General features: G+C 70.9%; 9 protein-coding genes. 6 read left to right on the top strand and 3 right to left on the bottom strand.

All coding sequences use genetic code 11. The features are described 5' to 3' along the window. Nucleotides 1-2: 2 nt before the first annotated feature. A complete protein-coding gene (locus WC326_07470) occupies nucleotides 3-962 on the top strand; it encodes an enolase C-terminal domain-like protein (GenBank protein MFA7330896.1) in 960 nt (319 codons plus the stop codon). Beyond that, nucleotides 959-2,335 (top strand): AMP-binding protein, encoded by a 1,377-nt coding sequence (locus WC326_07465; GenBank protein MFA7330895.1) that lies wholly within the window; start codon nucleotides 959-961, stop codon nucleotides 2,333-2,335. The genes WC326_07470 and WC326_07465 overlap by 4 nt, the downstream gene beginning before the upstream one ends. Here the strand turns inward: WC326_07465 and WC326_07460 are convergent. After that, nucleotides 2,323-4,698, bottom strand: coding sequence for an ATP-binding protein (locus tag WC326_07460; GenBank protein MFA7330894.1), 2,376 nt, complete (start codon nucleotides 4,696-4,698; stop codon nucleotides 2,323-2,325). The genes WC326_07465 and WC326_07460 overlap by 13 nt on opposite strands. A 163-nt stretch (nucleotides 4,699-4,861) precedes the next feature. Between WC326_07460 and WC326_07455 the strand changes: the two genes are divergently transcribed. Further along, nucleotides 4,862-6,145, top strand: coding sequence for an MFS transporter (locus WC326_07455; protein MFA7330893.1), 1,284 nt, complete (start codon nucleotides 4,862-4,864; stop codon nucleotides 6,143-6,145). A gap of 10 nt (nucleotides 6,146-6,155) precedes the next feature. Here WC326_07455 and WC326_07450 read toward each other — a convergent pair whose 3' ends face one another. Both WC326_07450 and WC326_07445 read right to left on the bottom strand, forming a co-directional pair. Continuing rightward, nucleotides 6,156-8,801, bottom strand: coding sequence for a methyl-accepting chemotaxis protein (locus WC326_07450; protein ID MFA7330892.1), 2,646 nt, complete (start codon nucleotides 8,799-8,801; stop codon nucleotides 6,156-6,158). A 28-nt stretch (nucleotides 8,802-8,829) separates the two neighbouring features. Beyond that, on the bottom strand, nucleotides 8,830-9,591 hold the full coding sequence (locus WC326_07445) for a substrate-binding domain-containing protein (protein ID MFA7330891.1): 762 nt from the start codon (nucleotides 9,589-9,591) through the stop codon (nucleotides 8,830-8,832). Nucleotides 9,592-9,831: 240 nt separating this feature from the next. On the opposite strand from WC326_07445, the gene WC326_07440 reads away from it, so the two are divergent. From WC326_07440 to alaS, 3 genes are all read left to right on the top strand, one after another. Further along, nucleotides 9,832-11,661: a long-chain fatty acid--CoA ligase gene (locus WC326_07440; protein ID MFA7330890.1), complete on the top strand. Its 1,830-nt coding sequence runs from the start codon at nucleotides 9,832-9,834 to the stop codon at nucleotides 11,659-11,661. A gap of 261 nt (nucleotides 11,662-11,922) precedes the next feature. Then, the gene (gene purM, locus WC326_07435) at nucleotides 11,923-12,930 is read left to right on the top strand and encodes a phosphoribosylformylglycinamidine cyclo-ligase (GenBank protein ID MFA7330889.1); all 1,008 of its coding nucleotides are present in this window, start codon (nucleotides 11,923-11,925) and stop codon (nucleotides 12,928-12,930) included. Nucleotides 12,931-13,123: 193 nt separating this feature from the next. Continuing rightward, nucleotides 13,124-15,733 carry an alanine--tRNA ligase gene (alaS, locus tag WC326_07430; protein ID MFA7330888.1) on the top strand — a complete coding sequence of 870 codons (2,610 nt, stop codon included), beginning with the start codon at nucleotides 13,124-13,126 and terminating at the stop codon, nucleotides 15,731-15,733. Nucleotides 15,734-15,744: the final 11 nt, after the last annotated feature.

Raw genomic sequence — 15,744 nt, 5'->3', positions numbered from 1 at the left:
ACGTGCCGCGCCTCAGCTGGCGACCGGCCCGCTGGGCCCTGCTCCGCCCACTCAGCACGGGCGCGCCGGATCAGGTGCGGCAGGTGGTGGAGCTCCGCTTGCAGCGGGCAGGCCGGACGGGCTTGGGTGAGGCCGCGCCCCTGCCCGGTTTGCATCGCGAAACGGTGGAAGACGTGGTGAGCCATCTGCGCCGCTTGTCCATGCACCTGCGGCAGCAGCCTCCCGCGTCGTCGCCCGTCGCCGCCGCGCGCCAGCTGGGTCTGGCCCTCCCGCCCAGTCTGGGCTGGGCCCTGGACTGGGCCTGGCACGATTTGACGGAACCCGAACCCGCCCTTCCCGCGCCCCCGTCCGCCGGCCTGCTGCTGGAGCCGCCTGAGAGCTGGCACGCCGCCGTGGCGGCCGCGCCCGACTGCCGGTGTTGGAAGCTGAAGATCGGCCGGCACGATCCGCTGGCGGAGGCCCGGGCCTTTCGCGGGTTGGCGCGGGACTTTCCCCGCCACGAATGGCGCCTGGACGCCAACCGGGCCTTCCCGTTGGCGGAGGCGCGCGCCTTCCAGGCCGCCGCGGCCCCGGCGCGGCCGCGCTGGATCGAGGAGCCGCTGGCCTCGGTGGCCCAGCTGGCGGACTGGCTGGCGGGCGGTGGTTGGCCCCTGGCCCTGGACGAGAGTCTGCGCGAAGCGCTGCCCGCCGGGCTGGCGGAGCGCGCGGCGGCCTGGGTGCTCAAGCCCCAGCTGCTGGGCCTGGCCACCGTGGAGGAGAGCTTCGAGCGCGTCCGGCGTCTGGCGGCGGCGGGCGGCTCCGCGCCCTGCTGCGTGATCAGCGCCTGTTTTGAGAGTCCGCTGGGTCTGCGCGCGCTGGAGCAGCTGGCCGCCCGCGCGCCGGGCCGGCCCGCGCCGGGCCTGGGCACGCGCGCCTGGCTGGGTGCCCGGCTGGACGAGCTGGACTGGGAGGACGGGGCATGAGGCGGGAGCCCGCACCCGGCGGCGTGAGTCGCTGGCTCTGGGGGCGCGACGGCGCGCCCTGGCTGGAGGCCGGCTCCACTCTCTGGACGCGCGGCCAGGCCCGGCACGAGCTGCGCCGGCAGGCCAAGCGGCTGCGCAGGCTGGGGCTGCGGCCCGGCCAACGGGTGGGCTGGCTGCCGGCGGCACAACCCGAGGAGCTGGTGGCCGCGCTGGCCGTGCTGGAGGCGGCGGGCGAGCTGGTGCTGCTGCCTCTGCGCGAGACTCCGGCCCGCCGGGCCGAGGAGGAGGGCCGGCTGGCCCTCTGGGGTCGCCTCCAGTCCGGCGACTATGAGCCTGGACCGCGCGCCGCGACGGCGCCGGCGGGTTGCCCGGCCCGCGTCTGGCTGCGCTCGTCGGGCAGCCTGGGGCGGCCGCGCTGGCTGCGCCATGGGCTGGACGGGCTGCTGGCCGGGGCGCGGGCCGCCGCCGCCCGGCTGGAACTGGACCCGGGTCAGGGCTGGCTGCTCTCGCTGCCGCTGGATCACGTGGGCGGACTGGGCATCCTGCTGCGCGGGCTGGTGTCCGGCTGCCGGCTGCGCTGCCCGGACGCGGGCGGAGTGCCGGGCGCGCTGGCCGCCGGCGGGCTGGACTGGCTCTCGCTGGTGCCGACCCAACTGGAGGATCTGGTGGCTGCGGAGGTCTCAGCGGCCGGCCTGCGCGGCGTGCTGCTGGGCGGGGCGCCGCTGCCGGCCGGAGTGCGTCGGCGGGCCTTGGCGGCGGGTTGGCCGCTCTGGACCAGTTACGGGGCCACGGAGACCGGGGCCCTGGTCTGCGCGGAGCGCCAGGACCCCGCGCGGCCCGCCTCCAGCGGCGCGCCCTTCGCCCCGCACCAGCTGCGGCTGACGACGGCGGGCCGGGTGGAGGTGGAATCCCCCGCGCTTTGCGAGGCCGAGCTGGACGACGCGGACCAGCCGCGCGAGCGCCCCGCGGGTCCCTGGCTCTCGGGCGACCTGGGACGCTGGGAACGCGGCGCCCTCTGCCTGCTGGGCCGGGCGGATCGCGTGCTGATCTCGGGCGGGGAGAAGATTCCGGCCGAGTTCGTGGAGGAGGCCCTGGCCAGCCTGCCCGAAGTGCGGCGCGTGGCCGTGGTGGCGCTGCCGGACGCGCGGCTGGGGGAGCGCCCCGCAGCCTTCGTGGATTGGACGGGCGGTGCGTTGCCTGAAGTGGCGGTGCTGGCTCAGCGGCTGGCCGCTCGGCTGCCCCGCCATATGCTCCCCGTCCGGATCTGGCCCTGGCCGGCGGAGCTGGCGGACCCGCTCAAGCCGCCCCTGGCCCGCCTTGCCCGGCTGGCCCGGGAGCGGGTGGCGGCGGAGTCCGGCCCTCAGGCTCCCTGACTGAGCAGCTCGCGCACCTGGCTGTGCAGGTCGTGCAGGTCGAAGGGCTTCTGAAGCAGGCGGGCGTCGCTCTGCAGCTCGCCCTGCCGCCGGATGGCCTCCTCGGAGTAGCCGCTCAAAAAGAGCACGGGCATGCGCGGCAGGAACTGGCGCAGCTCGCTGACGAATTCCACGCCGCCCATCTCGGGCATCACCACGTCGCTCACCACCAGGTCGATGTCCGAGCCCAGCCGGCGGACCAGGTCCAGGGCGATCCGCCCGTTGCCCGCCTCGTGCACCGTGTAGCCCTGGCGCTTGAGGCTGTCCACGGTCATCCGCCGCACGGCCGGCTCGTCCTCCACCACTAGCAGGGTCTCCGTGCCGCGCTGCAGGGCCGCCGGCAGCGTGTTGCGCGTCTCCAGGGCGTCCCCCGCCTGGCGGGGCAGGCAGATCCGGAACAGCGTGCCGTGGCCCGGCCGACTCTCCACCTCGATGTGCCCGCCGCTCTGCTTGACGATGCCGTAGACCGTGGCCAGGCCCAGGCCCGTTCCCACGCCCTCGGGCTTGGTGGTGTAGAAGGGCTCGAAGATGTGCTCGACCACTTCCTCGGGCATGCCGCAGCCCGTGTCGCTGACCTCGATCACCAGGTACTCACCGGGGGCCAGGTCGTGGCCGGGGCCGGCGGATTCCACCCGCTCGTTGCGCGTGCGCACCAGCAGCTGGCCGCCGCGCTCCATGGCGTCGCGCGCGTTCACCACCAGGTTGACGATCACCTGCTCGAGCTGGGCCGGATCCACCTTGACGGTCCAGGCCTCCGGGTGCAGATCGGTGCGCAGCTCGATGGTCTCGCCGATGATCCGCTTGAGCATGCGCTCCATGTCGTGCAGCGTGTCGTTGGCGTTGAGCAGGCGCGGCCGGATCACCTGCTTGCGGCTGAAGGCCAGCAGCTGGCGCGTCAGATTGGCCGCCCGCCCGGCGGTGGAGCGGATCTCCTTCAGCTCCACCCGGGCCGGATTGTCGTCCCCCAACTGCAGCATGGCCAGCTCGGCGTTGCCCGAGATCACCGTCAGCAGGTTGTTGAAGTCGTGGGCCACGCCCCCGGCCAGATGCCCGATGGCTTCCATCTTCTGGGCCTGACGCAACTGCTCGCGGATCCGGGTGGGTTCGGAGATGTCGCTGATGAAGCCCATCACGCCGTCGAAGACGCCCTCGGGCGTCAGGCGCAGGGAGGCGCTGAGCAGGCAGCGCAGCTCCTGATTGTCCCGGCGCCGGAACAGCACCTCGCGCTTGCTGATGGAACCCTCGCTCACCAGGACCTTCTGCAGTTCCTTGAGCCGCTCGCGGTTGAAACTGAGCCGCGTGATGGGCATGCCCAGCACCTCGCCCCGGGTGTAGCCGAACACCGCCAGGGCCGAGCCGTTGGCGTCCACCAGCCGGTTGTGGCGGTCCAGGATGAACACCCCGTCCAGCGAGCTCTGGAAGAGTTCGCGGTAGCGCTGTTCGCCCGTGCGGATCTCCTGCCGCCACTTGTGCAGGTACCAGGTCAGCCAGCCGGCCAGCAGCGAGAGCAGGGCGCCGATCCAGGGCAGCAGGCGGTCCAGCGGGCTGCTCAGGGCCTTGAGGTGCGCCTTGGTGGGCACCATCTGGAAGGACCAGCCGGGATCCACCAGGCTCAGGGGTAGCCGGGCGGGCTTCACGTCGCGGGTCAGCACGCGGTCGCGGTGGCATTCGTAGGCCACGGCGCGCGTGTCCGTGTACAGCGAGAGGTTGTACTGGCGGCGCAGGCTCTCCTCGGGCAGGCAGGCGTCGATCAGGCGCTCCGTGCGGAACACGCCGTTGACCAGACCCTGCAATTCGCCGGAACCGTCCCGCACCGCGAGGTAGCAGGCGAAGCCGCGCCCGCCCTGCAGGAGATGGATGACCTGGGAGCGGTGGATCTGGCCGTCGTCCAGGGCCCGGTTGATGGCCAGGGTGACGCTGGGATCCGGGTGCTTGTGCAGGTCGCGGCCCAGCGCGCCCTCGTTGCCGGCCAGCGGCACCACGCTGCGGATGACCTGGTCGCGGTCCACCCAGTTGACGGCCTGGAAGTCGGGATACTGGCTGAGGATCCCTGCGGCGGCCTGTTCGAAGGCCGCGCGGTCGCCCCGGCGCACGGCGGGCAGGGAGGCCAGTTCGCGCAGGCGCTCCAGCCGGGCTTCGGTTCCGGCCTGGATGCGCAGCACCACCTGTTCCGCCGTGATCCGCGTGGCCATGGACAGGCTCTCGCCGCGGTGGGCGTCCTGGGAGGAGTTGTAGGCGAGAAACAGCAGCTGCACCAGGCCGGCCACGCCCAGGGCGAGAGCCAGCCGGCGCAACACGCTTCCGAATTCAGGGATCCCGAACATGGCCACTCCCGCATGATTCCCTGTGGCTATCGGTTGCGCGGCCGGGGGAATTCAGTGGCCAGGCGGCGGGCGGACGCCACGCGCCCCCGCGCCGTCCACCTTAGCCAACAAACTGCCGGCGATTGCGACCTTGCGGCCTGGAAGTCCCAGCAGCGAGCGCCGCATGTCTGATTCCCACCTGAACTCGCTGGCCCGGCGCACCCTGCGCCTGCAGTGGCTGGCCATCGGCTTCGAGAGCCTGCTGCAGACGGGCATGCAGTTCGGTTCCACCATCGCCAAGAAGAGCCTGGCGGCCACGGACTGGCAGATAACCCTGTTGATGATGACCGCCCCGCTCTGTTTCCTGCTCAGCGTCTACTGGGCCGAACTGATCCGTTTGGTGCCGCGCTGGCGGCGCCTCTTCCTGCTGGCCGCGGCCTTCGGCGTGCTGCCCCTGGCCCTGATGGCCGTCTACGGCAGCATGCCCGTTTTCCTGGCCCTGCTGCTGCTCTACGAGTTGGGCAATTCGCTGACCATCCCGCTGCGCAACCGCGTCATGCAGGCCAACTATCCCGCCAACCGCCGCAGCCGGATCTACAGCCGGCTGGCCGCCGCCTCCGCCGGCCTGATCCTGCTGGCCTCCTGGCCGGTGGGGCGCTTCCTGGACGCCGCGCCGGAGAACTGGCGCTGGCTCTTCCTGGCCGCCGCCGGCTTCGGCGTGGTGGACCGGCTGATCTGGCACCGCATCCCGACCAACCCCACGGCGGCCTACCAGCGGCCGGCGCTCTCCAGCCCGGAGTGGATGGGCCGCATCCCCACCTGGCACCAGCTGGCCCAGCCCATCCAGCGCATGCGCGACGTGCTGGACCGCAACCGGGATTTCGCCCGCTGGGAGGGCCAGTTCATGATCTACGGGCTGGCCTTCTTCATCATCTCCACCGTGCAGCCCAGCTACCTGGTGGAGGGGTTGGGCCTGAGCTACACGCAGATCAGCGTGGGCCAGCTGGCCCTGCTGCGGCTGGGCGGCGCGCTCACCCTGCCGGTGATGGGCTTTCTGCACGACCGCTACAACCCGGCCAAGTTCTGCGCCCGGGTCTTCCTGCTGCTGGCCTTCTTCCCCCTGTTTCTCAGCAGCTGCATCTGGCTGCCCGAGGGGATCCGCCTCTACCCCTTCTACCTGGCCTTCCTCTTCCAGGGGATGGCCATGAGCGGCGTGGCCGTGGCCTGGTCCATGTCCAGCCTGGTGTTCGCGGGGGATGAGGACGGCGCGCTCTACCAGGGCATCCACGTCACCCTGACGGGCTTCCGCGGACTGCTGGGACCGCTGCTGGGCTTGTTGATCATGCAGACCCTGGGCTGGACGGCGGCCTTCTGGATCGCCGCCGGCCTGCTCTTCGTGGCCTCGGCCCTGATGCAGCGCCAGGGCCTGGAGCTGGACCAGCGGCCTGCCGCCGCCCACCCGCGCTGATGGACGGCCTCTAGGCCAGGCGGAACTGCTCGACCTCCGTGCGCGTGGCCTCGGCCAGGGTGGCCAGCTCGGCCATGGTGACGGCGATCTCCTCGGCGGAGCCGGCGTTGTTCTCGGCGATGGAGCTCAGGCTCAGGACGCTGTGCTCGATCCCGTCGATGGCCTGGCGCTGGTCCGCCAGGGCCTGGGAGACCCGGCCCAGCATGGCGTCCGCCTCCTCGGAGCCGGCCTGGATCTCGTCCAGCATGCGGCTGACCTCGTGCACGGCCTCCACCGCCTGCCCGGCCTCCGCGGCGGCCTCCTGGACCAGCCGGGCGATCTCCCCCGAACTGGTGGAGCTGGTGCCCGCCAGGATTCCCACCTCGTCGGCCACCACGGCGAAGCCCAATCCCGCCTCCCCGGCCCGGGCCGCCTCGATGGTCGCGTTGAGGGCCAGCAACCGCGTCTGGGCGGCGATCTTGCCGATGGCCTCCGAGATTCCGCTGATCTGGACCGAGTTCTCCGCCATGTGCTGGACCACCTCCACCAGCCGGGCCATCCGCTCCTTGCCGGCGTGGACGCGCTCCACGGCCCGGCGCGAGGTGGCGCTGGCGTCGGTGGTGTGCTGGGCGATGTGGCCCGCGCTGTCCGCCGCCCGGCGCACGGCCGCGCTCACTTCGCCGATGTGGCGCGTCTGCACCTGCACGTCGGAGCTGATCTGGCCCACCGCCGTGGAGGTCTCGCGCGAGGCCAGCGCCACGTGCCCGGCGTTGGCGTGCAGGCGGGTCAGGGTCTGGCCCAGGGCCTCCAGCGAGGCGTTGAGGTGGTCCTTGAGCAGGGCCAGCTCGCCGCGGCCCTCCACGGTCACGCGCCGGCTCAGATCGCCGTGCGCCAGCGCGCCCACCACCTCGACGGCGTCGCCCAGCAGCAGCTGGATCCGGCCCGCGCTGGCGTTCACGGCCGCGGTGAGCCGGGCCAGGTCGCCCCGCAGCTCGGTCGTGACCCGCTGCCCGAATTCACCTTCGGCCAGCGCGGCCATCACGCGGTTCACGGCCCCCAGCGCCTGCTGCTGGTTTTCCAGCAGCGCGTTGAAGGCCGTGGCCATCCGGCCCACCTCGTCGGCGCCCTCCACCGGCACGCGGATGGACAAATCGGAGCTGCGCTCCACCTCGCCGATGGTCGCTTCCACCTGGCCCAGGGTGCGGGCGATGGAGCGGTAGACCCAGGTGCCGAAGAGCACGCCGAAGAGCAGCGCACCGGCGCTGATGCTGAGGATCAGGATCAGGCTCAGGCGCACCATCCGGTTCACCGTCCCGATGGCCTTCTCCTGCTCGCCGCGCGCGCTGCTCAGCGTCTCCCGGCCCTGGGCGGCCTGGCGCGCCACCAGCTGGCGCAGCCGCTCGGAGGCCTGGGCGGCCTGTTCGCCCATGCTGAGCTGGCGCCGGATCAGCGCGATCACGCCCTCGGCGGCGAACAGCCGCTCGCGGCTGGACTCCAGCAGGCCGCGGGCGGACTCCAGCAATCGGCGCTCCGGACGGGCATCCAGCTTGCCCAGCAGCCCGCCCAGGGCGCGCGATGTGGCCTGCCCGCGGGTGAAGGCCGCGGCCAGCCGCGTCTCCAGGCTGTCCACCTCGCCCGCGCGGCGCGCTGAGATCAGGCGTGTGGCCTCCGCCTGGATGGTCAGGCCCAGCGCCACGAGTTCCGAGGCCTGGAGCAGGACGGAGCTGGCCAGCGTGGACTGGCCCACCACGGCCGTCTGGCGTTCCTGCTCCTGTCCGCTGCGCTGGGAGGCCGTCTGGCCGGCCTCGGCGATGGCCAGCTGGAGCACGGCGAAGGTCTCCTTCAGCCGCGTGTTGATTTCCGCCTGCTGGGTGCCGGCCTCGGCCCCGGCCGTCTCGGCGGCGGCCTGCTTGGCCTGGACCAGCGCACCTACCTCGTCCAGGTAGGCCGCGGTGCCCGCGGCGATGGAGCGATCGCTCCCCAGCACCTCGTTCTGGTTGATCTTGTTGATCTGGGAATTGATCCGGGCCCGGGCGATGGTCACGGCGGACTTGGCCTGCACGGCCTGCAGGTCCAGCACGGCCACCTGCAACTCCAGCAACTGGCCTTTCAACTGGTCCACCGCACGCAACTGGCGCGTGCTGCGCTCCACGCCGGCGGAGGCCGCCCCGAAGGTGGCCTGCTGGGTCTTCTGCAGCTGGCGCACGCCCGCGTCCAGCGCCCCCATCTGGCGGTCCAGCTCGGCGAACTGGGCGGCGATCTGCCGGCTGGCCACGCCGGCCGCACTGTCGGCGGCCAGGCGGGAATCCGTGACCTGGAGGATCTCGCGCGCCAGCCCGCCCAGCTCGGCGGAGCCTTCGTCCCCGGCGCCGCCCGTCAGCGCGGCCAGCGCCTGGGCGGCGGAGTCCGCCTCCTGCAGCGCCTGGCGGGCCGCCTGCCCGGCCTGCCGGTACTCGTGGCGCGTGCGCGCGCGGCCCAGCCGGTCCAGTTCGCCGATGGCCAGCTGGGTGGCCCGCTGGGACTCGGTGGTGCGCAGCTGGAAGGGCGTGCTGCGTTCCGTCAAATCGAAGAGGCGGCTGCGCACCTGGCTCATGCCGGTCACGCCGGCCGCCGCCACGCAGCAGATGGTGCCCAGCACGATGGCGATATTCAGGGTCAGCTTGCGCTTGATGGTCATGGATTCCCCCCCGGGATCAGCGGACACGCTATTGGCGGATCAGGGCCGGGCCTTCCTTGGCGATGAAGTCCAGCAGCTGCTGCAACTCGGGCGACGGATTGCCGCGGCTGAGCAGCGTGATCGGGCGCGCCACTTCGGGCGTGTCGGGGGAGGCCACGCTGGCATCGAGGATCGCCAGCGGACCGATGCCGATGGCCTCGGGGTTGGAGGCGACGATCTGGCGCACGTCCTCGGCCGTGGTGGCCTCCAGCAGGTTCCCGCCCGGGGCGGCGCCTTCGAGCATGTTCTTCTGGAACAGGCTGTTGGTGCCCGGGATCAGCGAACCCCAGACCACGATCACCGGCGCGTCCGCCCCGCCCACCGCCTGCCAGTTGTCCAGGCTGCCCGTGAACAGGCCTTTGAGCTGCTCGCGGCTGAGGGTCTTGACCGGATTGTCCTTGTGCACCAGCACGCGGATCTTGTCCTGGCCGATGACCACGGCCTTCAGACCGGCGGGGTCCGCCACCTCGACGTTCTCCTTCTTCATCAGCGCCAGCCAGTCCTCCAGGGACAGGCCGGCCGCCGCGGCCTCCACCAGCCCCTTGTCGAGGTCCGCCAGCGCGTTCTTGGGCCCCGTGGCCAGGATGGTCAGCGTGTGGCCCGTGGCCTTCTCGAAGGCCGCCTTGACGGGCTTCAGGACGTTCTCCGTGGGGGCGGCGCCGGCGCCGATGCGAATCTCCCGCGCGGCGGCTCCGCCGGCCAGGGTCAGTCCCGCCACCAGGCCGAGAGCCAGCAACTGAGCGAGCTTCATGTGAATTCCTCCGGTGAGTTTCGACTGGAATGCAAAGGTTTGTGGACTTTCGACGAGATCCAGTATCGGCAGTGCGAGGACCGATCCTGAGGGGCGTTCAGCCCGGGCGGGGTTCCGGCGCCCTCTGCCCGCCGGTTTGAACAGTGTTCACGCTGGACGCACTTTTCGATATTGAGCGCCGGGCGGAGCCTCCCTTCGTCCACCGATCACCCGACAAGACCTCTAAACGCAGGACCCAACATGAGCCAGACCCTGCCCCGTACCCTGCCCGAGCTGTTCCTCCAGACGGTGGAGCGCTTCCCCGAGCGCGTGGCCTACGGCATCCGCACCGACCGTGGCTTCGACACCCGCACGTGGGCGGAGACCCTGGTCCAGGTGGAGATCGTCTGCGCCGGGCTGCTGGAGGCCGGGCTGCGGGAGGGCGACCGCGTGGCCATCTTGTCTTCCAACCGCTTCGAGTGGATGCTGACGGACATGGCCTGCCTGTTCGCCGGGCTGGTGGTGGTGCCGGTCTATCCCAGCCTGCCGGCGGGCCACGTGCACAAGGTGCTGGCCGACTCCGGCGCCCGGGCCGTGGTGGTGGAGGACGACCGGCAGCTGAACAAGCTGCTCAAGCACCGGGACGGCCTGCCGGCCCTGGAGAAGATCATCCAGCTGGAGGGCGAGGGCCGCAGCCAGGACGGCATCAGCAGCTTCTCGGATCTGCAGGAGCAGGGCGAGGAGCGGCGCCGCAACCTGCCCGACGAGGCCCGCGCCCTGGCCCGCGCCCGGCGCGGGGAGGATGTCTTCACCTACATCTATACCTCGGGCACCACGGGAGACCAGAAGGGCGTGATGCTCACGCACCGCAACATCCTCTCCAACATCGCCGGCGCCCAGGAGCGCTATCTGATCAACGAGCAGGACGTCTTCCTCTCCTTCCTGCCGCTCTCGCACATCTTCGAGCGTCTGGCCGGCTACTACTTCCCGGTCTCGGTGGGCGCCTCCGTCTACTACGCCCGGGACATCACCAGCGTGGGCGACGACCTGCCTGTGGCCAAGCCCACGATCCTGATCGCCGTGCCGCGGCTCTTCGAGAAGATCCACGCCCGGATCCTCGAGAACGCCATGAAGGGGCCCAAGGTCAAGCAGGCCATTTTCAACTGGGCGCTCAGCGTGGGTCGCAGCGCCGCCCAGCGCGTGCTGGACGGCAAGGAGCCCGGCGCGCACCAGCGGCCCGGGCTCTGGCTGGCGGACCGGCTGGTCTTCGGCAAGATCCGCGAGCGCACCGGCGGCCGGATGCGCTTCGCCGTCTCGGGCGGCGCGCCGCTGCGCCGGGACCTGGGCGAGTTCTTCCTCTCCGTTGGCCTGCAGATCTACGAGGGCTACGGCCTGACGGAGAGCAGCCCCGTGCTCTGTTCCAACTACCCGCAGAATGTGCGCTTCGGCAGCGTGGGCAAGCCCTTCCCGGGGGTGGAGATCATCCTCGCCCCCGACGGCGAGATCCTGGCTCGCGGCGCGGGCATCATGCCGGGCTACTACCGGCGCGACGAGGAGACGGCGCGCACGGTGATCGACGGCTGGCTGCACACGGGGGACATCGGCCAGTTCAGCGCGGACGGCTTCCTGACCATCACCGACCGCAAGAAGAATCTGATCGTCACCTCCGGCGGCAAGAACATCGCGCCCCAGCCCATCGAGAACCAGCTGCTGAGCAGCCCGCTCATCGAGCAGGTCATGCTGGTGGGCGACCACCGCAACTTTGTCAGCGCCCTGATCGTGCCCAACTTCGGCCTGCTGCGCGACGTATTGGGCCTGCACGAGGGCTCGCCGCCGCCCTCCACCCAGGAGATCGCCGCCCACCCGGAGGTCTACGAGCGCATCGACAAGGAGATCCAGCGCCTGAGCAAGGACCTGGCGCCCTTCGAGCGCGTGCGCAAGTTCAGCGTGCTGGGCAACGAATTCTCCATCGAGACCGGCGAGCTGACGCCTTCGCTGAAGATCAAACGCTCCTACGTGCTGGAGAAATACCAGGACGTCATCGAGGGCATGTACCTGACCAGCGACCACCGCGACCGCCAACCGGCTTGACCTTTGGGGGAACGGGGATTCACCACAGAGGCACAGAGACACAGAGATTTTTAAGAGAAGACAGGGCCTTGGGCGCAGATGGCGGCCCGGGTCTGACTCAATTCAATCTTCGATGCTGTGCCTCTGTGCCTCTGTGTTGAGTGTTCCTGGTCTTCGTGTTGAAGTGTTCCTGGTCTTCATGGGGAAGCCGGACTCCTCAGTTATCTTGCTGCCCGTCGGGCCCCGTCGTTGGGGCCCTTTTTGAATCAGAACGGGGCATCCATGAGCACCTACCGCCAGGCGGGCGTCGACATCGACGCGGGCGAATCCCTTGTGGCCCGCATCAAACCCTGGTGCGCGCGCACGCGCACGGCGGGCGTGCTGGGCGGGCTGGGCCTGTTCGGCGGCTTCTTCCGCGCCGACTTTCCAGGCCTGGCCGAGCCCGTCCTGGTCTCCAGCGTGGACGGCGTGGGCACCAAGCTGAAGCTGGCCTTCCAGACCGGCGTGCATCACACGGTGGGCCAGGATCTGGTCAACCACTGCGTCAACGACATCCTGGCCTGCGGCGCGCGTCCGCTCTTCTTCCTGGACTACTTCGCCACCGGCAGGCTGGACGTGGACACGGCCGCCGAGGTGATCCGTGGCCTGGCCCAGGCCTGCGAGGAGAACGGCTGCGCGCTCATCGGCGGCGAGACCGCCGAGATGCCCGGTTTCTACGCGGATGGTGAGTACGACATGTCGGGCACCGTCGTGGGCGTGGTGGACAAGCCGCGCCTGGTGGACGGCGCGCGCATCCGGCCTGGCGACCGGCTGCTGGGGCTGCCCTCCACGGGCCTGCACACCAACGGCTACAGCCTGGCGCGGCACGCGCTGTTCGAACAGGCCCGCCTGCCGCTGGACCACCGGCTGACAGACGGGCACTGCCTGGCGGACGCCCTGCTGGCCGTGCACCGCAGCTACCTGCGGCCGGTCCAGGCCCTGCTGGCGGACGTGGACGTGCGCGGGATCAGCCACGTCACGGGCGGCGGGCTCAAGGGCAACACGCGGCGCATCCTGCCCGCGGGCTGCGACCTGCTGGTGGACGAGGGCGCCTGGGAGTGGCCCGCGCTTTTCCGGCTGATCCAGGAATGCGGCCAGGTGGCGCGGCCGGAGATGGAGCGCGCCTTCAATCTGGGGATCGGCCTGGTGCTGATCCTGGCCCCGGAGGATGTGGAGCGCGCCGAGCACGTGCTGCGCGAACAGGGCGAGCAGCCGCTGCGCATCGGCCAGGTGGTGGCAGCCGGGGCGTAGGTCACCACAGAGGCACAGAGGCACAGAGAAGAGCGAGAAGGACTTGGGGCAATGGGCTGCCCGACTCCGGTTGAGGCTTTCATCAATTCCCATTCTCTGTGTCCCCGGTGCCTCTGTGACTCTGTGTTGACGACCGGCTTTGTCTCTGTGTTGACAACCGAGAAGTGAATTCAAGTAGCAGACAGAGGACTTCATGATTGGCTCGGCCCAGATCCGCCGCGACTTCCTGCGCTTCTTCGAGGAGCGCGCCCACCAGGTGGTGCCCAGCTCGCCCGTGGTGCCCAAGGACGATCCCACCCTGTTGTTCGCCAACGCAGGCATGAACCAGTTCAAAGACGTCTTCCTGGGCCAGGGCGAGCGCGCCTACCCGCGGGCGGCCTCCACCCAGAAGTGCCTGCGCGTCTCGGGCAAGCACAACGACTTGGAAGAGGTGGGCCGGGACACCTATCACCACACCCTGTTCGAGATGCTGGGCAACTGGTCCTTCGGCGACTACTACAAGCGCGAGGCCATCCGCTGGGCCTGGGAGCTGCTGACCGGGGTCTGGGGCCTGCCCAAGGACAAGCTCTACGTCACGGTCTTCGCCGGCGACGAACACGTGCCCTTCGACGCGGAAGCCGACGAGATGTGGCGGACCGAGACCGACATCCAGCCCGACCACATCCTGCGCTTCGGGCACAAGGACAACTTCTGGGAGATGGGCGAGAGCGGCCCCTGCGGCCCCTGCACGGAGATCCACATCGACCGGGGCGAGGCCTTCGGCGAGCAGAGCGAGAGTTGCTTCGTCAACACGGGCCACGCGCGCTACATCGAGCTCTGGAACCTGGTCTTCATCCAGTACAACCGCGAGCCCGACGGCACGCTGGTCCCGCTGCCCAAGCGCCACGTGGACACGGGCGCGGGCTTCGAACGCCTCTGCGCCGTGCTCCAGGGCGTGGCCTCCAACTACGACACCGACGTCTTCCAGCCGCTGATCCAGGCCGTGGCCCGCTTGTCCGGCGTGCCCTACAGCGAGGCCGGCGGCACGCCCCACCGGGTGATCGCCGACCACCTGCGCGCGCTGGCCTTCGCCGTGGCCGACGGCGCCACGCCCTCCAACGAGGGGCGCGGCTACGTCCTGCGCCGCATCCTGCGCCGGGCCGCGCGCTTCGGCCGCGAGCTGGGCCTGCGCGAACCCTTCCTGGGCCCGCTCTGCCGGGACCTGGCCGAGTCCTCCCTGGGCGAGGCCTTTCCCGAGCTGCGCGGCAAGCTGGGCCACATCCAGCACGTGCTGACCCTCGAGGAGGAGAGCTTCGGCCGCACCCTGGACCGCGGGCTGGAGCGCTTCGCCCAGCTGCACGCCACTCTGGTCAAGGCCGGCCAGGCCGTGATCCCGGGCGACGAGGCCTTCCGCCTCTACGATACCTACGGCTTCCCGCTGGATCTGACCCAGCAGATGGCCGCCGAGCAGGGGCTGAGCGTGGACGAGGAGGGCTTCACGCGCGAGATGGAGCGCCAGCGCGAGGCCAGCCGCGGCGCGCGCAAACAGACCGCCTACAAGGAGCGCGCGCCCTGGAACGTGCTCTCCTCGGATTCCAGCGTCTTCCTGGGGTACGACCTGCTGGAGACCATGACCCGCGTGCTGCGCTGGCGCGCGGGGGAGGAGGGCGAGCTCGAGCTGGTGCTGGAGAAGACGCCCTTCTACGCCGAGTCCGGCGGCCAGACGGGCGACCGCGGCCTGATCGAGGGCGAGGCCTGGAGCCTGGTGGTGGGCGAGACCCGCCTGGAGGAGGAGCTGCGCGTCCACGTGGGCCAAGTGCGCGGCACCTTCAACCCGACGGACCTGGTGAGCGCGCGCGTGGAGCCGGACCTGCGCCGGGCCACCGAGCGCAACCACAGCGCCACGCACCTCCTGCAGGCTGCGCTGCGCCAGGTGCTGGGCGGGCACGTCAACCAGGAGGGCTCGCTGGTCGAGCCCGGGCGCCTGCGCTTCGACTTCAGCCACCCGGCCCGGCTGGAGGAGAGCGAGTTGGAGCGCGTGGAGAAGCTGGTCTTCGAGCAGATCCTGCGCGACGAGCCGGTCAGCTGCCGCGAGACCAGCCACGAGCGTGCCCTGGCCGAGGGCGTCACGGCGCTGTTCGGCGAGAAGTACGGCGACGTGGTGCGCGTGGTGCGGATGGGCGAATTCTCCGCCGAACTCTGCGGCGGCACGCACGTGGCCCGCACGGGCCAGATCGGCGCGTTCAGCATCCTCTCCGAGGGCAGCGTGGCGGCGGGCATCCGGCGCATCGAGGCCGTCACCGGCCTGCAGGCCCAGCAGCTGATGCAGCAGCAGCGCCGCACGCTGGACAGCCTGCGCGACCTGCTGGGCGCCCGGGGCTCCGACGAGCTAGAGGCGCTGGAGAAGACCCTGTCCGAGAAGAAGGACCTGCAGCGCGAGCTGCGCCGCCTGAAGGAGCAACTGGCGCTGAACAACCTGCGCGAGCAGCTGGCCGCGGCGGAATCGCCGGCGGGCATCCGCCTGTTGGCCGTGCGGGATGACGAGGCGGAGTTCGAGCTGCTCAAGGGCCGCGCCGAGCTGCTGCAGGGAAAAGAGACGGGCTTCGCCGCCCTGCTGGTCTCGGGCTTCGACAACAAGGTCTCCTTTGCCATCTCGCTCTCCGCGGAGGCCGTCCAGCAGGGCTGGAACGCCAACGCCCTGGTCAAGGAGCTGGCCCCGCTGGTGGACGGCAAGGGCGGGGGGCGACCGAACCTGGCCACGGGCGGGGGCAAGAACGTGGCCGGGATCGACGGGATGATCCAGGCCTGGAAGCGGCGCCGGTGAGGTCAAGGGTC

This window comes from Candidatus Delongbacteria bacterium (assembly GCA_041675285.1).
Lineage (GTDB): Bacteria > CAIWAD01 > CAIWAD01 > CAIWAD01 > CAIWAD01 > CAIWAD01.
Note: the sequence above shows the minus strand (reverse complement) of the source record. Positions and strands in the feature narration are given on the sequence as shown.